At 70.6% G+C, this 2,436-nt stretch carries 2 protein-coding genes; one reads left to right on the top strand and one right to left on the bottom strand.

Annotated features, from left to right (window positions below):
- The coding region (locus tag DD1DGNOD_RS22550; protein WP_131770995.1) for an ATP-dependent helicase at window positions 1-1,787 on the top strand (1,787 nt) is incomplete at its 5' end.
- A gap of 37 nt (window positions 1,788-1,824) precedes the next feature.
- Here DD1DGNOD_RS22550 and DD1DGNOD_RS22545 read toward each other — a convergent pair.
- The coding region (locus tag DD1DGNOD_RS22545) for a class I SAM-dependent methyltransferase (RefSeq protein ID WP_241255924.1) at window positions 1,825-2,436 on the bottom strand (612 nt) is incomplete at its 5' end.

Below are 2,436 nucleotides of genomic sequence, written 5' to 3'. Positions count from 1 at the left end.
CGCAGATCCTGCGGGAGATGCTGGCCAGCACGGTGTCGGGAGCGCGCAACCTCCAGCGGCTGCAACGCGCAACGGCCCAGCTGCGGCGTGCCCGCGCTCTCGGTGAGCCCACCAGCGGGCATGAACTGGCCACAGTGGCGCAGGAGTACGACCGTGCGCTGCGCGCGCGTAACCTGGTTGATCTCGACGACCTCGTCCAGCTACCCGTGGTGGTGATGCGGGAACACCCCGAGGTTGCCGAGGAGTATCGGACCCGCTGGCAGCATGTCTGGGTCGACGAGTACCAGGACGTCGACGAGCTGCAGTACGTCCTGCTGACCATGCTGGCCGGACGGTCCGCCGGCGGGTCGACCGATCCGTCGCCGGACCGCTCTTCGGACAGGCGTTCGGCCGGAGATCCGGAGCAGGGCGCGGAGCGTCCTTCGGCCGACAGCGCCGGTATGCGGCCTGCCGCGAACCTGTGCGCGATCGGCGACCCGGACCAGGCCATCTACTCCTTCCGCGGCTCCGACGTGGGTTTCTTCCTGCGTTTTCGGGATGATTTCCGCGATGCCAGAGTGGTTTCGCTGACCCGCAACTACCGTTCCACACCCAGGATCGTCGAGGCTGCCGTCCGCCTGATCGAACCGGCCACCCTGGTTCCCGGCCGGACATTGTCCGCGGTCGGTGCGCATCCGCAGAATGCTCCGGTGATGCTGCGTCGCGCCGCCGACGAGGCCGACGAGGCATCGGTTGTCGTGAGCCTCATCGAGGAGGCCCTGGGCGGTACGTCCTTCCACGCGCTCGACACCGGGGTGGACGGGACGGCGCAGGCTCGGCTGTCCTTCTCCGACATCGCGGTGCTCTACCGCACGGCCCGCCAGGCCCGACCGGTGATGGACGCCCTCGACCGGCAGGGGTTTCCCTTCCAGCGCCGATCCCACAACCGGTTCGCCGACACTCCCGGCGTCGCCTACCTGCTGGAGCTCATCGGCGACAACACGCACGCCGACGCGCTCCCTGCGGTCTCCACGCTGCCTGCGGTCCCGGCGCAGGCCCGGACCGTCCTCGCGCGTCTGCGTGCGGCGGCACAGGCCGCGCTCGACGGCGCTGCCAGGACGCCTGGGCGCGGGGGCGCGGCATCCGCCGGGAGCATGACCGGGGCACCGTCGGATGCCCCGACCAGGTCCGCGTCGGAGCCTGCGGCCGGCTCTCCGTCCTCTTCGTCGGAGTATCCGGCCGGACTGCCGGGCGAGGCCGAGATCCGGTACGCGCTGGACGTCCTGACCCCGCTTGCCACCGAGTGCGGCGACGACCTGGAGCGCTTCCGGTCCGAGATCGCGCTCGGCGCGGAGGTCGACACCTTCGACCCTCGAGCGGACCGGATCTCGCTGCTGACGCTGCACGCCTCCAAGGGGCTGGAGTTCGGCTTCGTCGTCATCATCGGCTGCGAGGACGGCCTGCTGCCGCTGCGCTGGGCGGGCGCATCCGCCTCCGGCGGCGGTGCCGGCATGACCGGCATGACCGGCATGACCGGTGCGGCCGGAGTGGCCGGAGTGGCCGGCCGGGATGGCGACGGCGACGGCGACGGCGACGAGGAAGAGCGGCGGCTGCTGTTCGTGGGCATGACCAGGGCGAGGGAGCGGCTCGTGCTCACATATGCGGCCCGCCGCGGCAGGCAGGTGTACGAGGTGCGGCCGTCGCCCTTTCTGGACGGCCTGGACACACCATTGCTCGAGCGCCGTTCAGGTCCGCTCAGGCCCCGCAGGGTTCGCCCGAACCAGGGACGCCAGCTACGGCTGATCTGACAGTGGTCGACCGGCCCGAGGGTGGTTCTTCGGCCCGTTAGCGTCGGCGGAAGACCATGGCGAGGTTCCAGGTGACGACCTCCCGGACACCTGGAACCCGCAGGATCGGCTTGGCCCATGTCGGCAGGTACCGCGGCATGGCGTCGACGACGTCGATGTCGCCGTGGCCATGGGCCCACGCCAGGGCGTCGGCCACCGACACCGGGAACAGGCTGCTGCCGTACAGGTTCTTGGGCGAGGTCCCGGTGCGGCGCTCGTAGCGTCGGGCCGCGCGGTGGCCACCGAGGTAGTGCCATGGCGCGGTTTCGTGCCCGCCCCAGGGCGAGAGCCAGTTCGTGAAGCTCAGGAAGATCACACCGCCGGGTCGGGTTACCCGCACCATCTCCTCGCACATCCGCCACGGGTCGGGTACGTGCTCCAGAACGTTCGACGAGTAGCAGATGTCCACCGAGGCGGTGGCGAACGGCATGTCCAATGCGCTGCCGAGCACCCGGCCCGGCTCTACGATGCCACCGGCGCTCATCTCGGAGATGTCCGGTTCAACCCAGATGTAGCGGGCACCGGCCTGCCGGAAGGCGCTGCGGAAGTAGCCGGGGCCGCCGCCGACGTCCAGGACGAGGGAGCCGGCCAGAGCGGTGAAGTGGCTGAG

It is taken from the genome of Candidatus Protofrankia californiensis (assembly GCF_900634765.1).
GTDB lineage: Bacteria > Actinomycetota > Actinomycetes > Frankiales > Frankiaceae > Protofrankia > Protofrankia californiensis.
Note: the sequence above shows the minus strand (reverse complement) of the source record. Positions and strands in the feature narration are given on the sequence as shown.